This is a genomic window from Burkholderia arboris (genome assembly GCF_902499125.1).
In the GTDB taxonomy this organism is placed as follows: Bacteria; Pseudomonadota; Gammaproteobacteria; order Burkholderiales; family Burkholderiaceae; genus Burkholderia; species Burkholderia arboris.
In genome coordinates this window covers 57056-71840 of sequence record NZ_CABVPX010000041.1, presented here as the reverse complement: position 1 = coordinate 71840, position 14785 = coordinate 57056, and the positions used below count along the sequence as shown (strand labels likewise).

Genomic DNA, 14785 nt, shown 5'->3' with positions numbered 1-14785 from the left:
GCCTGAAGTGCCTTGCGATCGAGCAATTCTGCCTCCTGACCTCCATAAAGTCAGGCGTCAGGTTACGCAATCGCTCTCCAAGGCTCCACGGTTTCCTGCGATGAACCTAAAAAAAGCCCGACCGGCCTCTGCCGATCGGGCTTTTTTCATTGGAGACGCAGCGGCCTCCGTGCCGGCCTCACGCCCAGTTCAGCCAGCCGCTATAACCGACCAGCAGCACGAACAGCCCGAACGCGATCCGGTACCACGCGAACACCGTGAAATCGTGCGTCGCGACGTAGCGCAGCAGCCAACGCACGCACACGAAGGCGCTGACGAACGCCGCGACGAGCCCCAGCGCGAACAGGCCGAGCGAATCGACGGTGAACGCCTGCCAGTCCTTCACGGTTTCATAGAGCGTCGCGCCGAAGATGATCGGGATCGCGAGGAAGAACGAGAATTCGGTGGCCACGCGCCGGTCGAGACCGAACAGCATCCCGCCGATGATCGTCGAGCCCGAGCGCGACATGCCGGGCACCAGTGCGAAGCACTGCGCGATACCGACCTTCAACGCATCGAGCGGCGTCAGCGCATCGACCGACATCACGCGCGGCGGCTCGCGGCGTTCGCGCTGCCGCGCCTCGGCCCACAGGATGATCGCGCCGCCCACGACGAGCGCGAACGCGACGGGCACCGGCGAGAACAACACGGCCTTGATCTTCTTCTCGAACAGGAGGCCGAGCGCGATCGCGGGAATCGTCGCGATCGCGACGTTCAGCGTGAAGCGCCGCGCGTCGGGCCGGCTCGGCAGCCCGGACACGATGGATGCGATCCGTTGCCGGTATTCCCAGCAAACCGCGAGGATCGCGCCGAACTGGATCACGACGTCGAAGGTCTTCGCGTGCGAATCGTTGAAATTCAGGAAGCTGCCCGCGACGATCAGGTGACCGGTGCTCGACACCGGCAGGAATTCCGTCAGCCCCTCGACGACGCCGAGGATCAATGCCTTGCAGATCAGGATCCAGTCCATCCGTGGCCCAACTCCGAAATGGTCGAAAGAAAGGGCCACTCTTCCACGCGCGGCCCGCCCGGCCGCGCCCGGTCCGTCGTCACTTTTCGACGATCGCCACGCGTATGCCGTTTGTAAGAATCGTAATTGTACCGGGTTCGTAGTTCACCCCGGCAAATTGCAGCTGTTCGGGCTTGAACGTGTAGATCGGATAGTTGGTCAGCAACTGCGTCGCGAGCAGGCCGGCTGCGGCGCCGACCTGTTGCGCGTACATCTGCGCGTCGCCGTCGAGCACGAGGCTGTCGACGGCCGGCGCCTTCAGCACGACCGAGCGACTCGGCGCGTCGTACGCGAGCTGGCCGGACACCGTGAACTTGCCGCTGACGGGCGCACGCAGGAACGGGCTCGTGAAATGCGCGTCGAGCTGCACGGCGACGCGGTTCTGGTCGGGCAGCAGGTTGACGGCCGGGTTCGCGAGCGCCACGTCGACGACCTGCGCAACCGTCTTCTGGTACGGAAACTTGCGCCCGACGGCCTTCTGCACATCGCCGCGCGAGAACGTGTAGTGATCGGGGATGAACGGGAACGTCGACGCGCAGGCGGCAAGCGAGATGCACACGCCGACGGCGCCGATGGTTGCGGCGAGAAAACGGCGCCGGCCGGGCGCGCGGGGTGCGGTCATGCTGAACTCTCTCCTGGATGCGCCGGCCGCGTCGCGGCCTCGAGGCGCGTGAGCCATGCGAGCGCGTCGTCGCGCGACGCGCCGCACATGTCGGCGGACGGCTGCAGCCCGGAACAGCACGCGGGGCGCTCGGGCCGGCCGAAGATCATGCAGCGCAGGTCGTCGCCGAGCTGCACGCAACGCACGCCGGCCGGCTTGCCGCCGGGCATGCCCGGAATCGGGCTGGAAATCGACGGCGCGATGCAGCACGCGCCGCAGCCCTCGCGGCACGCGTGCGGCGGAACATCGGCGGGCGCCGGGCGGACAGGCAATTCGACGGACACTCGGCTCTCTCGACAAACAACACAAACGGTGCGGCAACCGGACGCGGTGTCCGGCAGCCCCACCCCGCATTGTGCCATCGCCGGCTGCGACGTTATTACACAATGCAGCCGAATCGCGCGTTTATATACTCGAAAGCATCTAAAAAGCGCGAGACCGTCATGAGTTCTGGTTCTGCCGACACAATGTTCCGTCCCGATTTGCTCGCGAAATACGGCGCGAACGGGCCGCGCTATACGTCGTACCCCACCGCGCTCCAGTTCCGCGACGAGTTCGACCCGGCCGACTACGTCCGCGCGGCCAGCGACCCCGGCGCGTCGTCGAGCGATCTGTCGCTGTATTTCCACATCCCGTTCTGCAACACCGCATGCTTCTACTGCGGCTGCAACAAGATCGCGACCAACAACCACCGCCGCGCCCGCCCGTATCTCGAGCAGCTCAAGCGCGAGATGGCGCTGCAAGCGGCGCTGTTCGATCCGTCCCGCCCCGTCACGCAGCTGCATTGGGGCGGCGGCACGCCGACTTTCCTGTCCGACGACGAAACGGCCGAGCTGATGGCGGCCACCCGCGAGCACTTCGCGCTCGCGCCGGACGCCGACGCCGAGTTCTCGATCGAGATCGACCCGCGCACGGTCACGCCGGCGACGCTCGTGCACTTGCGCACGATCGGCTTCAACCGGCTGAGCCTCGGCGTGCAGGATTTCGATCCGGCCGTCCAGCGGGCGATCAACCGCATCCAGCCGCTCGCGATGACGGCCGACCTGCTCGGCGCCGCGCGTGCGACGGGCTTCCATTCCGTGAGCGTCGACCTGATCTACGGGCTGCCGCACCAGACCGTTGCCGTGTTCGCGCGCACGCTCGAGACGATCATCGAGCTCGCGCCGGATCGCCTGTCGGTGTTCGGCTACGCGCACATGCCGCACCTGTTCAAGATGCAGCGGCAGATCGACGATGCGATGTTGCCGCCGCCCGAAACGCGCATCGCGCTGCTCGGCCTCGCGATCGACATGCTGACGTCGGCCGGCTACGTGTACATCGGGATGGACCACTTCGCCCGCCCGTCCGACGAACTCGTGCGCGCCCAGCAGAACGGCACGCTGCAGCGCAACTTCCAGGGCTACAGCACGCGCGCGGATACCGATCTCGTCGGCTTCGGCGTGTCGTCGATCGGCAAGGTCGGCGACGTCTATGCGCAGAACGCGAAGGATCTGCCCGCCTACGGCGCCGCGCTCGACGCGGGCCGGCTGCCGATCGCGCGCGGCGTGCGGCTCACGCCCGACGACCGGCTGCGCCGCGACGTGATCACGCAACTGATGTGCAACCTCGAGCTGCCGTTCTCGCACGTCGAGGCCGCGCACGGCATCCGCTTCGCCGATCATTTCGCGCGCGAGCTCGACGCGCTGCGCCCGTTCGAGCGCGACGGGCTGCTGACGATCGCGCGCGACCGCCTGACGATCCATCCGGCCGGCCGGATGGTCGTGCGCAACATCGCGATGGCGTTCGACGCCTATCTCGGCCAGACGCCGCGGCAACGCTACTCGCGCACCGTTTGACGCCCGCGCCGGCCGCACGCGGGCGGCCGGTTTGATACAGTGTGGGGCTTACGCTCCGCCAGAACCCGCACGATGCGCACCACCAAAGCGACCTACGCGGTCGAACGCCTGAAGACCCGCTCCGGCAACCCGCAATTCGCGGCCGTCGCGATGGCGGGCGGCCTGTTCTATCTCGTCGACCGTTCCGGCGGCACCGCCGAGAAGCGCTGCGAGCCGCTGCCGCTCGACGAGTTCGTCAAGTTCGTCGACGAATTCGGCCCCCAAAAGCCGCGCAAGGCGAGCAAGCTCGACCTCGCGTTCGAGGCGCAGATCAAGAAGAGCAAAGGGTAAAGGTCTGTTGCAGGCCGCCTGAAGGCTTCGCGGCCGCCCCGTTTGGTACAATCACGAAGTTTCTCTATCCCCGCTGATGGCCGACCAGGCTGCGTGACCACACCATGAATATCGAAAACGCGCGTTTCAACATGATCGAACAGCAGATCCGGCCGTGGGACGTGCTGGATCTGGACGTCCTGGGCCTGCTGTCGATCGTCAAGCGTGAAAACTACGTTCCGGCCGAATACCGCGATCTCGCGTTCGCCGACCTCGAACTGCCGCTGCCCGGCGGGTCCAGCAAGATGCTGTTCCCGCGCGTCGAAGCGCGCGTGCTGCAGGAGCTGACGGTCAAGAAGCACGAAAACGTGCTGCTGATCGGCGCGGGTTCGGGCTACCTGACCGCACTGTTCGCCCATCGCGCACAGCACGTGACGGCCGTCGAGATCGATCCGGCGATCGCGAAGTTCGCGGAAGACAACCTGCGCAACGACGGCGTGACCAACGCGGAAGTCGTGCTCGGCGACGGTTCGCGCGGCTGGGCCGGCAAGGCGCCGTACGACGTGATCTGCGTCACGGGCGGCCTGCCCGTCGTGCCGCAGGAGATGCTCGAGCAACTGAAGGTCGGCGGCCGCCTGTCGGCATTCGTCGGCGGCCGTCCGGTGATGAAGGCGCAGATCATCACGCGCATCGACGACAAGCAGTACCGCGTCGCCGACGTGTTCGAAACGTACATCGACCACCTCGTCAACGCGATCGAGCCGTCGCGCTTCAAGTTCTGAGCAGCGGAGCCTCCATGCAGATCCTGACGCCCGCGATGCTCGCGGAATGGCTCGGCGATTCGGCGCGCCCCGCGCCGGTCGTGCTCGACGTGCGTGAACCGTGGGAAATCTCGACCGCGCAGATCGCCGGCAGCGTATCGATCCCGATGCAGCAGATTCCCGCGCGCAGCGAAGAGCTCGACGACGAAGCGGAAATCGTCTGCGTGTGCCATCACGGCATGCGCAGCGCGCAGGTCGCGATGTTCCTCGAATCGCGCGGCTTCACGAAGCTGTACAACCTGCAAGGCGGGATCGACGCGTGGTCGCGCGACGTCGACCCGTCCGTGCCGCGTTACTGACCTTTCCGGCGGCGCATCGCGCGCCGCCTCGCCGTCGGCACACTGCCGCCGGCCACACTGATCCGCCGAACGGGCACGCATCGCGTGCCCGTTGTTCTTTTCGGCCCTGCCTCGTTTCCTTCCGCCCACCGCCGATGACGCGCAACGGCGCCGCACCCCGGCCGTGCACCATTTGCGCCCGCGAACCTGCACCGCAACGGACCGCGCATGCTGCACGACGCATCATCCGCACCGCCCCGGCGCCCGCTGACCTGCCGCACAGGCACGCCGGGCGTGCATTCGCGCGACTGGCACATGCCTTGCGTTACACGATGGCCGGCGCCGCCATGGCGCACGCACATCCAACACGACAAGGGGATCCCGATGAAACGTCGCAGTCTGTTGAAGTTCGGTTCGATGGCCGGCGCGCTCGCGCTGGCGGGCAAGAGCCCGTTTGCGCAAGCGGCCGATGCGGGCACCGGCCCGATCAAGGTCGGCATCCTGCATTCGCTGTCGGGCACGATGGCGATCTCGGAGACGTCGCTGAAGGACACCGCGCTGATGACGATCGCCGACATCAACAAGAGCGGCGGCGTGATGGGCCGCAAGCTCGAACCGGTGGTGGTCGATCCCGCGTCGAACTGGCCGCTGTTCGCCGAGAAGGCGCGCCAGCTGCTCACGCAGGACAAGGTCGCGTGCGTGTTCGGCTGCTGGACGTCGGTGTCGCGCAAGTCCGTGCTGCCGGTGTTCGAGGAGCTGAACGGTCTGCTCTACTACCCGGTGCAATATGAAGGCGAGGAAATGTCGCGCAACGTGTTCTACACGGGCGCCGCGCCGAACCAGCAGGCCATTCCGGCCGTCGAGTACCTGATGAGCGCGGAAGGCGGCGGCGCGAAGCGCTTCTTCCTGCTCGGCACCGACTACGTGTACCCGCGCACGACCAACAAGATCCTGCGCGCGTTCCTCAAATCGAAGGGAGTGAAAGACGCCGATATTCAGGAGGTCTACACGCCATTCGGTCACAGCGATTACCAGACCATCGTCGCGAACATCAAGACTTTCTCGCAGGGCGGCAAGACGACCGTGATCTCGACGATCAACGGCGACTCGAACGTGCCGTTCTACAAGGAACTCGGCAACCAGGGGATCAAGGCGACCGACGTGCCGGTCGTCGCGTTCTCGGTCGGCGAGGAAGAGCTGCGCGGGATCGACACGAAACCGCTCGTCGGCCACCTCGCCGCGTGGAACTACTTCATGTCGGTGAAGAACCCGACCAACACGAAGTTCAAGGACCAGTTCGCCGCGTGGGTAAAGGCGAACAACCTGCCGGGCGGCGCGAAGCGCGTGACCAACGATCCGATGGAAGCGACCTACGTCGGCATCCACATGTGGAAACAGGCCGTCGAGAAGGCGAAGAGCACCGACGTCGACAAGGTGCGCGTCGCGATGATCGGCCAGACCGTCGCCGCACCGTCGGGCTTTACGCTCGCGATGGACGGCAACCATCACCTGCACAAGCCGGTGATGATCGGCGAGATTCGCGGCGACGGGCAGTTCAACGTCGTGTGGAAGACGAAGACCGCCGTGCGCGCGCAACCGTGGAGCCCGTTCATTGCCGGCAACCAGGGCAAGCCGGACATCGTCACGTCGATCCCGGCGTTCCTGCGCCGGCAGCGTGCGGCACTGGCCTGACGCGATGTGGCGCGTCGCGCATCACGCGTGACGCGCCGTCCCCATGCCGATGCGCCCGCCGCGCCGGCCGCGGTTGCCGTCACGAACCGCCCGCGCCGGTGCAGTACCGCCCGAATCCGCTTCCTCAAGCCCGACAGGATTTCCCGATGCCTACACGCTTTCGCCGAGCCGTTCGCGCGATCGCGGCGTGCGCCGCCCTCGCGGGCATGCTGCCGCACGCCGCGTTCGCGCTGACGGCGGCCGATACCGCCGCGCTCGCCGGTGACGACTTCGACGCGAAGACATCCGCGATCGAACGCCTCGCCGCCGACGCCGATCCGCGCGCCGTCGCGGTGCTCGATGCACTGTCGAACGGCGACGCGCTCGCGACCGGCGACGGTCGCCTGCTGATCCAGACCGGCGACACCGCGCACGATGCGCTCACGCAGGCCGTGACGCCGGCCGGCGACGCGCAGCCGGTGATGCTGAACAACCTGCTGCGCACGAAGATCGCGGGCGCGCTGTCGGGCCTCGCGCTCGCATCGCCCGACGTCGCCGCGCGACGCGACGCGATCGATGCGCTGCTGAAGTCGCCCGACCCGGCGCTCAAGCCGATGATCGAGCGCGCCCGCGCGAAGGAAACCGATCCCGCGCTGAAGCGCCGCCTCGACGCACTGTGGGCGATCGCCGCGCTGCACGACGCCGATCCGGCAAAGCGCCTCGAAGCCGTGCAGGTGGTGGCCGCACGCCGCGATCTCGACATGATCGAACAATTGCGCCCGCTCGTCGCGAAGAACGCCGACGGCAGCTACGCGGAACCCGACGCGCGCGTGCGCGACGCCGCGCAGCAAGGGCTCGACGCATTGCATACGCTGCAGCGCCGTGGCGAGATCGTCGGCACGCTGTTCGCGGGCCTGTCGCTCGGCAGCGTGCTGCTGCTCGCCGCGCTCGGCCTCGCGATCACGTACGGGCTGATCGGCGTGATCAACATGGCGCACGGCGAATTCCTGATGATCGGTGCGTACGCAACCTATGTGGTGCAGACGCTGATCCAGCGCTACGCGCCTGGCGCGTTCGACTGGTACCCGCTCGTCGCCGTGCCCGTGTCGTTCGTGGCGGCCGCGCTCGTCGGCATCGTGCTCGAACGGCTCGTGCTGCGGCACCTGTACGGCCGCCCGCTCGAAACGCTGCTCGCAACGTTCGGCGTGAGCCTGATCCTGATCCAGGCGACGCGCATGCTGTTCGGCGCGCAGAACGTGCAGGTCGTGAACCCGTCGTGGATGAGCGGCGGTGTACCCGTGATGCAGAACCTGATCCTGCCGTACAACCGGCTCGCGATCCTCGCGTTCGCGCTCGCGGTGGTGTTCGTCGCGTGGGCCGTGCTGACGAAGACGCGGCTCGGCCTGTTCGTGCGCGCGGTCACGCAGAACCGCCGGATGGCCGCGTGCGTCGGCGTGAAGACCGCACGCGTCGACGCGTATGCGTTCGCATTCGGCGCGGGCATCGCGGGCCTCGGCGGCTGCGCGTTATCGCAGATCGGCAACGTGGGCCCCGATCTCGGCCAGAACTACATCATCGATTCGTTCATGGCCGTCGTGCTCGGCGGCGTCGGACAGATCGCCGGCACCGTGCTCGGCGGCTTCGGGCTCGGCCTCGCGAGCAAGGCGATCGAACCGTTCTGGGGCGCCGTGCTCGCGAAGATCGCGGTGCTCGTGATGATCGTGCTGTTCATCCAGAAACGCCCGCAGGGCATGTTTGCCCCGAAGGGCCGCAGCGCGGAGGCTTGACGTGACTTCCTTCACCGACTCGATATCGAACCCGGTTGCCGGCTCACCGAAACCCGCTGCCGCCGCGCGCGCGGCGGACGGCTTCGCGCTCGGCCTGCCGCCCCGCCCCGCGCTGCTGTCGCGCCGCGCGTGGCTCGCGCTCGTCGCGCTGTGCATCGCGATCGGCATCGGCGTGCCGCTCGCCGCGCTCGTTGCGCCCGAAGCGAGCGCGTTCCATCTGTCCGCGTACGCGATGACGCTCGCCGGCAAGCTGATGTGCTATGCGATCGCCGCGCTCGCGCTCGATCTCGTGTGGGGCTACTGCGGGATCCTGAGCCTCGGCCACGGCCTGTTCTTCGCGCTCGGCGGCTATGCGATCGGCATGTACCTGATGCGCGAGATCGGTCGCGACGGCAAGTACGGCAGCGACCTGCCCGACTTCATGGTGTTCCTCGACTGGCACCAGTTGCCGTGGTACTGGAGCGGCACGCAGCATCTCGCATGGGCGCTCGCGCTCGTCGTGCTGGTGCCGGCCGTGCTCGCCTGGGTATTCGGCTTCTTCACGTTCCGTTCGCGCGTGAAAGGCGTGTACCTGTCGATCATCACGCAGGCGCTGACGTTCGCCGCGATGCTGCTGTTCTTTCGCAACGAGACGGGCTTCGGCGGCAACAACGGCTTCACCGACTTCAAGCGCATCGCGGGCTTCGCCATTACCTCGCCCGGCACGCGCACGGTGCTGTTGCTGCTGACGTTCGCGACGCTGGTGCTGGCGTTCATCGCCGCGCGCGCGATCGTCACGAGCAAGCTCGGGCGCGTCGTCACCGCGGTGCGCGACGGCGAGACGCGGCTGATGTTCCTCGGCTACAGCCCGCTCGCGTACAAGCTGTTCGTGTGGACCGTGTCGGCCGTGCTGTGCGGCATCGCGGGCGCGCTGTATGTGCCGCAGGTCGGCATCATCAATCCCGGCGAGATGTCGCCCGGCAACTCGATCGAAATGGCGATCTGGGTCGCGGTGGGCGGGCGCGGCACGCTGATCGGGCCGATCGTCGGCGCATTCGCGGTGAACGGCGCGAAGAGCCTGTTTACCGCGTACTTCGCCGAATACTGGCTGTTCTTCCTCGGCCTGATCTTCGTGCTCGTGCCGCTGCTGCTGCCGCGCGGGATCATGGGTCTCGTCGAAACCTTGATCGCGAAGGGGAAACGCGCATGAACGGAACGGCCCTGTACCAGTTCACGCCGCCGCTCGAGGACGAACTGCTGACCGTCAGCGGCACCGCGTCGATGGGGCGCGTCGTGCCGCCCGGCATCGACACGTCGCACGGCACGATCCTGTACCTCGAAGATATCGAGGTGAGCTTCGACGGCTTTCGTGCCTTGAAGAAGCTGTCGCTCGCCATCGACGCAGGCGAGCTGCGCTGCGTGATCGGCCCGAACGGCGCCGGCAAGACGACGATGATGGATGTCGTCACCGGCAAGACGCGCCCCGACGCCGGCAGCGTGTTTCTCGGCCAGACGCTGGACCTGTCGCGGATGAGCGAGCCCGAAATCGCGCGCGCGGGCATCGGCCGCAAGTTCCAGAAGCCGACCGTGTTCGAGCAGCATCCGGTGTGGGAAAACCTCGAGCTCGCGATGCAGACCGACAAGGGCTGGCTCGCGTCGCTGCGTGCGCGGCTCGACCGCACGGCACAGGCGAAGATCGAGGAGACACTCGCGCTGATCGGCCTCGAAAGCCATGCGTATCGTGCGGCCGGCGAACTGTCGCACGGGCAGAAGCAGCGGCTCGAGATCGGCATGCTGCTGATGCAGCGCCCGGCGCTGCTGCTGCTCGACGAGCCGGCGGCCGGGATGACCGATCACGAAACGATGGAACTTGCCGAACTGCTGAACACGCTGCGCGGCACCTGCTCGATGATGGTCGTCGAGCACGACATGGAATTCGTCGCGGCGCTCGCGGGCGACACGGGCCGCGTGACGGTGATGGCCGAAGGCGCGGTGCTCGCGCAAGGCACGCTCGACCAGGTCAAGCGCGACGACGCGGTGATCGAGTCTTATCTCGGACGATGATGCGATGCTGAAGATCGAAGCACTGAACCAGTACTACGGCGGCAGCCATATCCTGCGCAACGTGAACCTCGCCGCCGACGACGGCAAGCTCACCGTGCTGCTCGGCCGCAACGGCGTCGGCAAGAGCACGTTGCTGCGCTGTCTGATGGGCGTCGTCGCCGCGAAGAGCGGCAGCGTGTCGTGGCGCGGCACGGCACTCGGCGCACTGCCGCCGTATGCGCGCGTCGCGGCCGGGCTCGCGTACGTGCCGCAGGGCCGCGACATCTTTCCGCGGCTGACCGTCGAGGAAAACCTGCTCGTCGGCGCGGCGAGCCGCAAGGCGCCGTCGAAGGTGCCAGACCGCATCTACGACCTGTTTCCCGTGCTGAAGGACATGCGCGCACGGCGCGGCGGCGACCTGTCGGGCGGCCAGCAGCAGCAGCTCGCGATCGGCCGTGCGCTGATGAGCGAGCCGCAGTTGCTGATCCTCGACGAGCCGACCGAAGGCATCCAGCCGTCGATCATCCAGGACATCGGCCGCACGCTGCGCCAGCTCGTCGACGAATCGCGGATGACCGTGCTGCTCGTCGAACAGTATTACGACTTCGCGCAATCGATCGCGGACAACTACTGGGTGATGAGCCGCGGCGAGATCGTCGCGGGCGGCGATGCGCACGACATGGAGACGAACGGCGTGCGCGAACTGATCGCGGTGTGACGCGCGGCACGGCGGTAGGCACGGCGACGGACATGAGCGGCCGGCTCGCAAGACCCCCGCACGCGGCGCTTTCAACGAACGCGGCATCTGCATTATTGTTCCGGTAGCATCCACGTTTTTCGCGTCCGTTACCCTCGTTTCCCGTTCGCCGCCGATGTCCGCCCCCGATTCGCACGCCCCGCTGTCCCGCCCCGCCGTCGCCAAGTCGTGGCGCGGCCGTCTCGAACTCGGCTTCGAGCGGCACGGCGCGCGCACGACGCTCGCGCACCGGCTGCACGACGGCCCGCTGCGCGTGCAGCGGCCGCTGTATCCGGAAGGCGACGCGATCTGCCACGCGGTGATCGTCCACCCACCGGGCGGTGTCGCGGGCGGCGACCGGCTCGACATCGACATTGCGCTCGGCGACGGCACGCATGCGGTGCTGACGACGCCCGGCGCGACCAAGTGGTACAAGTCGAATGGCCTCGACGCGACGCAGCGCATCGGCATCACGGTCGGCCGTGACGCGAAGCTCGACTGGCTGCCGCAGAACAACCTGTTCTTCGATGCGGCACACGCAGCGCTCGATTTCACGGTGACCCTCGGCACGGGCGCGAGTGCAATCGGCTGGGACGCGACGCAGCTCGGCCGGCAAGCCGCCGGCGAAACCTGGTCGGCAGGCCGCATCGCTTCGGCTTCGGCGCTCGTCGATGCCGACGGCCGGCCGCTCTGGACCGAGCGCGCGCTGCTCGATGCACGCGATCCGCTGCGCGGCGCACTGCAGGGCCTCGCCGGCTTTCCCGCATACGGCACGCTGTGGGCCGCCGGCGCCGCGTGCGACGCCGCGCTGGCCGAAGCGCTCGCCGCCCGGATGCCGTTCGACGGCACGCTGCGCGCGGGCGCGACCTGCGTGACACCGGGCGTCGTGCTCGTGCGCGCGCTGGCGACGTCGATGGAAGCGCTGCAGCGTCACTTCACCGGCTGCTGGCTGCAATTGCGGCCGATCGTGCACGGCGTCGACGCACGACCGCTGCGTCTCTGGCAAACCTGAGCACGCCCGCGCCGCGCACCGTTTCGGCGCAGCACCGCATCGGACGCTGCACGCTACCCATGCACGACGCACCACGAACGCGCATCACACCGTGCCCGATGCACATGGCACGCGCCTTGCTCCTTACATAACCGATACACAACGCACGCAAAACAGCGCGGTGCTACGATGACCCGCGCGTTCGCCCGGTTGCATGCGCCCCGATAAAAATTACGTTTTCCTGAACGTTTGCCTTCATGAAACTGACTCCCCGCGAGAAGGACAAGCTGCTGATCTTCACAGCGGCGCTGCTGGCCGAACGCCGTCGCGCGCGCGGCCTGAAGCTCAACTATCCGGAGGCGGTCGCCTTCATCACCGCCGCGCTGATGGAAGCCGCGCGCGACGGCAAGACGGTCGCCGAGGTGATGCACTACGGCACGACGCTGCTCACGCGCGACGACGTGATGGACGGCGTGCCGGAGATGATTCCCGACATCCAGGTCGAAGCGACCTTCCCCGACGGCACGAAGCTCGTGACCGTCCATCACCCGATTCCGTGAGGCACGCATGATCCCCGGCGAAATCCTCACCGACGACGGCGAACACGAACTGAACGCGGGCCGCGCAACGCTCACGCTCGTCGTCGCGAACACCGGCGACCGCCCGGTGCAGGTCGGCTCGCACTACCACTTCTTCGAAGTCAACGATGCGCTGTCGTTCGACCGCGCGGCCGCACGCGGCTTCCGGCTCAACATCGCGGCCGGCACGGCCGTGCGCTTCGAGCCGGGCCAGACGCGCACCGTCGAGCTCGTCGCGCTCGCGGGCGCGCGCGCCGTCTACGGTTTTCAGGGCAAGGTGATGGGGCCGCTGTAAGCGGCGCCCCGCTCTTCAGGAACAGCACGACATGACACTACGCTTGAGCCGCCGCGCGTACGCGGAAATGTTCGGGCCGACGACGGGCGACCGCGTCCGGCTCGCCGACACCGAACTGCTGATCGAGATCGAACGCGACTTCACGACCTACGGCGAGGAAGTGAAATTCGGCGGCGGGAAAGTGATCCGCGACGGCATGGGCCAGTCGCAGCGCGTGGCCGCCGACGTGCCCGACACGGTCATCACGAACGCGGTGATCCTCGATCACTGGGGCATCGTGAAGGCCGACATCGCGCTCAAGCACGGCCGCATCGCCGCGATCGGCAAGGCCGGCAACCCCGACATCCAGCCGGGCGTGACGATCGCGATCGGCGCGGCCACCGAAGTGATCGCCGGCGAAGGGCTGATCGTGACAGCGGGCGGGATCGACACGCACATTCACTTCATCAGCCCGCAGCAGATCGACGAGGCGCTCGCGTCCGGCGTCACGACGATGCTCGGCGGCGGCACGGGGCCGGCCACCGGCACCAACGCGACGACCTGCACGCCGGGCCCGTGGCACATGGAGCGGATGCTGCAGGCCGCCGACGGCTGGCCGATCAATCTCGGCTTCCTCGGCAAGGGCAATGCGAGCCTGCCGGAACCGCTCGTCGAGCAGATCGCGGCCGGCGCGATCGGGCTGAAGCTGCACGAAGACTGGGGCACGACGCCCGCCGCGATCGACAACTGCCTGTCGGTCGCCGACGACACCGACACGCAGGTCGCGATCCATACCGACACGCTGAACGAAGGCGGCTTCGTCGAATCGACGGTCGCCGCGTTCAAGGGCCGCACGATCCACACGTACCACACCGAAGGTGCGGGCGGCGGCCATGCGCCCGACATCCTGAAGGTGTGCGGCGAGTCGAACGTGCTGCCGTCGTCGACCAACCCGACGCGCCCGTACACGATCAACACGCTCGACGAGCATCTCGACATGCTGATGGTGTGCCATCACCTCGATCCGTCGATCGCCGAGGATCTCGCGTTCGCCGAATCGCGGATCCGCCGCGAGACGATCGCGGCCGAGGACATCCTGCACGATCTCGGCGCGCTGTCGATGCTGTCGTCCGATTCGCAGGCGATGGGCCGCGTCGGCGAAGTGATCATCCGCACGTGGCAGACCGCGCACAAGATGAAGGTGCAGCGCGGTGCGCTCCCGGAAGACAACCCGCGCAACGACAACTTCCGCGCGAAGCGCTACGTCGCGAAGTACACGATCAACCCGGCGCTCACGCACGGCATCGCGCACGAAGTCGGCTCGATCGAGCCCGGCAAGTGGGCCGATCTCGTGCTGTGGGAGCCTGCGTTCTTCGGGATCAAGCCGTCGATGATCCTGAAGGGCGGCATGATCGCGATGGCGCAGATGGGCGACCCGAATGCGTCGATCCCGACGCCGCAGCCGGTTCACTATCGCGAGATGTTCGCGACGCGCGGCGGTGCGCTCGCCCGCACGTCGCTGACCTTCGTGTCGCAGATGGCGGCCGATGCAGGCATCGCGGAGCGCTACGGCCTCGCGAAGCGGATCGTGCCCGTGCGCAACTGCCGCACCGTGACGAAGGCCGACATGATCCACAACGCGTGGCGCCCGTCGATCAGCGTCGATCCCGAAACCTACGACGTGATCGCCGACGGCCAGTTGCTCACCTGCGAACCGGCGACGGTGCTGCCGATGGCGCAGCGCTATTTCCTGTTCTGATTTCCGGCTCCCGAT

At 67.5% G+C, this 14785-nt stretch carries 16 protein-coding genes; 13 read left to right on the top strand and 3 right to left on the bottom strand.

Annotated features, from left to right (window positions below; translation table 11 throughout):
• Positions 1–178: 178 nt before the first annotated feature.
• From BLA15945_RS33740 to BLA15945_RS33730, 3 genes are all read right to left on the bottom strand, one after another.
• Positions 179–1009, bottom strand: coding sequence for an undecaprenyl-diphosphate phosphatase (locus BLA15945_RS33740; protein WP_174994386.1), 831 nt, complete (start codon positions 1007–1009; stop codon positions 179–181).
• A 79-nt stretch (positions 1010–1088) separates the two neighbouring features.
• Positions 1089–1670, bottom strand: a complete 582-nt coding sequence (locus tag BLA15945_RS33735) for a DUF1439 domain-containing protein (protein WP_059235712.1) — start codon at positions 1668–1670, stop codon at positions 1089–1091.
• Entirely contained in the window at positions 1667–1993 is a 327-nt protein-coding gene (locus BLA15945_RS33730; protein ID WP_226196932.1) for a YkgJ family cysteine cluster protein, read from the bottom strand. Before BLA15945_RS33730 ends, BLA15945_RS33735 begins: the two co-directional genes overlap by 4 nt.
• Positions 1994–2152: 159 nt before the next feature.
• Between BLA15945_RS33730 and hemN the strand changes: the two genes are divergently transcribed.
• The 13 genes from hemN (at position 2153) to ureC (ending at position 14770) form a co-directional block, all read left to right on the top strand.
• Entirely contained in the window at positions 2153–3544 is a 1392-nt protein-coding gene (gene hemN / locus BLA15945_RS33725; RefSeq protein WP_174994385.1) for an oxygen-independent coproporphyrinogen III oxidase, read from the top strand.
• 72 nt (positions 3545–3616) lie between these two features.
• Positions 3617–3874 carry a hypothetical protein gene (locus BLA15945_RS33720; protein WP_059235716.1) on the top strand — a complete coding sequence of 86 codons (258 nt, stop codon included), beginning with the start codon at positions 3617–3619 and terminating at the stop codon, positions 3872–3874.
• A gap of 104 nt (positions 3875–3978) precedes the next feature.
• Positions 3979–4635: a protein-L-isoaspartate O-methyltransferase family protein gene (locus BLA15945_RS33715; RefSeq protein ID WP_059235717.1), complete on the top strand. Its 657-nt coding sequence runs from the start codon at positions 3979–3981 to the stop codon at positions 4633–4635.
• Between the two features lie 14 nt (positions 4636–4649).
• A complete protein-coding gene (locus BLA15945_RS33710) occupies positions 4650–4973 on the top strand; it encodes a rhodanese-like domain-containing protein (RefSeq protein WP_059235719.1) in 324 nt (107 codons plus the stop codon).
• A gap of 363 nt (positions 4974–5336) precedes the next feature.
• Positions 5337–6644, top strand: coding sequence for an urea ABC transporter substrate-binding protein (gene urtA, locus BLA15945_RS33705; RefSeq protein WP_059235720.1), 1308 nt, complete (start codon positions 5337–5339; stop codon positions 6642–6644).
• Positions 6645–6790: 146 nt separating this feature from the next.
• The gene (urtB, locus tag BLA15945_RS33700) at positions 6791–8410 is read left to right on the top strand and encodes an urea ABC transporter permease subunit UrtB (protein ID WP_174994384.1); all 1620 of its coding nucleotides are present in this window, start codon (positions 6791–6793) and stop codon (positions 8408–8410) included.
• A gap of 1 nt (position 8411) precedes the next feature.
• Positions 8412–9599 (top strand): urea ABC transporter permease subunit UrtC, encoded by a 1188-nt coding sequence (gene urtC / locus BLA15945_RS33695; RefSeq protein ID WP_174994383.1) that lies wholly within the window; start codon positions 8412–8414, stop codon positions 9597–9599.
• Complete coding sequence (gene urtD / locus BLA15945_RS33690) at positions 9596–10453, top strand: urea ABC transporter ATP-binding protein UrtD (RefSeq protein WP_059235724.1); 858 nt, start codon at positions 9596–9598, stop codon at positions 10451–10453. The genes urtC and urtD overlap by 4 nt, the downstream gene beginning before the upstream one ends.
• Before the next feature lie 4 nt (positions 10454–10457).
• Entirely contained in the window at positions 10458–11150 is a 693-nt protein-coding gene (urtE, locus tag BLA15945_RS33685; RefSeq protein ID WP_059235726.1) for an urea ABC transporter ATP-binding subunit UrtE, read from the top strand.
• A gap of 154 nt (positions 11151–11304) precedes the next feature.
• Positions 11305–12180 (top strand): urease accessory protein UreD, encoded by an 876-nt coding sequence (locus tag BLA15945_RS33680; RefSeq protein WP_174994382.1) that lies wholly within the window; start codon positions 11305–11307, stop codon positions 12178–12180.
• A gap of 236 nt (positions 12181–12416) precedes the next feature.
• On the top strand, positions 12417–12719 hold the full coding sequence (gene ureA, locus BLA15945_RS33675; RefSeq protein WP_006406310.1) for an urease subunit gamma: 303 nt from the start codon (positions 12417–12419) through the stop codon (positions 12717–12719).
• A 7-nt stretch (positions 12720–12726) separates the two neighbouring features.
• Complete coding sequence (locus BLA15945_RS33670) at positions 12727–13032, top strand: urease subunit beta (RefSeq protein WP_034187295.1); 306 nt, start codon at positions 12727–12729, stop codon at positions 13030–13032.
• Positions 13033–13063: 31 nt separating this feature from the next.
• Positions 13064–14770 (top strand): urease subunit alpha, encoded by a 1707-nt coding sequence (gene ureC, locus BLA15945_RS33665; RefSeq protein ID WP_059235730.1) that lies wholly within the window; start codon positions 13064–13066, stop codon positions 14768–14770.
• Positions 14771–14785: the final 15 nt, after the last annotated feature.

Excerpts from the sequence above, each read along its gene's own strand:
- BLA15945_RS33740 (WP_174994386.1), bottom strand. The coding sequence starts at position 1,009 with ATGGACTGGATCCTGATCTGCAAGGCATTGATCCTCGGCGTCGTCGAG.
- BLA15945_RS33735 (WP_059235712.1), bottom strand. The coding sequence starts at position 1,670 with ATGACCGCACCCCGCGCGCCCGGCCGGCGCCGTTTTCTCGCCGCAACC.
- hemN (WP_174994385.1), top strand. The coding sequence starts at position 2,153 with ATGAGTTCTGGTTCTGCCGACACAATGTTCCGTCCCGATTTGCTCGCG.
- BLA15945_RS33720 (WP_059235716.1), top strand. The coding sequence starts at position 3,617 with ATGCGCACCACCAAAGCGACCTACGCGGTCGAACGCCTGAAGACCCGC.
- BLA15945_RS33715 (WP_059235717.1), top strand. The coding sequence starts at position 3,979 with ATGAATATCGAAAACGCGCGTTTCAACATGATCGAACAGCAGATCCGG.
- BLA15945_RS33710 (WP_059235719.1), top strand. The coding sequence starts at position 4,650 with ATGCAGATCCTGACGCCCGCGATGCTCGCGGAATGGCTCGGCGATTCG.
- urtA (WP_059235720.1), top strand. The coding sequence starts at position 5,337 with ATGAAACGTCGCAGTCTGTTGAAGTTCGGTTCGATGGCCGGCGCGCTC.
- urtB (WP_174994384.1), top strand. The coding sequence starts at position 6,791 with ATGCCTACACGCTTTCGCCGAGCCGTTCGCGCGATCGCGGCGTGCGCC.
- urtD (WP_059235724.1), top strand. The coding sequence starts at position 9,596 with ATGAACGGAACGGCCCTGTACCAGTTCACGCCGCCGCTCGAGGACGAA.
- urtE (WP_059235726.1), top strand. The coding sequence starts at position 10,458 with ATGCTGAAGATCGAAGCACTGAACCAGTACTACGGCGGCAGCCATATC.
- BLA15945_RS33680 (WP_174994382.1), top strand. The coding sequence starts at position 11,305 with ATGTCCGCCCCCGATTCGCACGCCCCGCTGTCCCGCCCCGCCGTCGCC.
- ureA (WP_006406310.1), top strand. The coding sequence starts at position 12,417 with ATGAAACTGACTCCCCGCGAGAAGGACAAGCTGCTGATCTTCACAGCG.
- BLA15945_RS33670 (WP_034187295.1), top strand. The coding sequence starts at position 12,727 with ATGATCCCCGGCGAAATCCTCACCGACGACGGCGAACACGAACTGAAC.
- ureC (WP_059235730.1), top strand. The coding sequence starts at position 13,064 with ATGACACTACGCTTGAGCCGCCGCGCGTACGCGGAAATGTTCGGGCCG.